Origin of the sequence: Neoluteolibacter marinus (genome assembly GCF_014904755.1) — a bacterium.
GTDB classification, from domain to species: domain Bacteria; phylum Verrucomicrobiota; class Verrucomicrobiia; order Verrucomicrobiales; family Akkermansiaceae; genus Haloferula; species Haloferula marina.
The window spans coordinates 1-402 of sequence record NZ_JACZFQ010000216.1 but is presented as its reverse complement, the minus strand read 5'-3'; the positions used below and the strand labels follow the sequence as shown (position 1 = coordinate 402).

Sequence of the window (402 nt, the reverse complement as noted above, 5' to 3'; positions counted from 1 at the left end):
CCCCATGGAGGGCCACCACAGACTGACGGCCTTTGACCGTTGAGTCGCACTTTTTCACGGGCTCTTCCAAGTCTGCGGTCCTCATCGGGGAACCCAAAAGGATACTGTCAATCCCGTGGAGGGTCCCACGATTCGTCCGCGCAGATCGTCGTAGTGCACCGGCGACCGCAGCAACTAGGAGAAGGAGTGCACCCATGATGCATGTTCCCTCGATGCTCAAGGCTTACCCGAAGGATCTGGGAGAGGTGGACAAGGTGAAGTTGGCTGCCTGCATCGCCGCCTCTGTGGAGTGCGCTCAAGCATGCACCGCCTGTGCTGATGCCTGTCTGTCCGAGGACATGGTGGGACAGCTGGCCACGTGCATCCGCACCAACCTCGACTGCGCCGACATCTGCGTCACCA

Annotated in this window: 1 protein-coding gene; it reads left to right on the top strand. The window is 60.4% G+C overall.

Annotation, left to right across the window (positions count from 1 at the left end; all coding sequences use genetic code 11):
* Nucleotides 1-194: 194 nt before the first annotated feature.
* Nucleotides 195-402 (top strand): four-helix bundle copper-binding protein (locus IG178_RS24540; protein WP_484520081.1); only part of this gene is annotated, 208 nt, incomplete at its 3' end.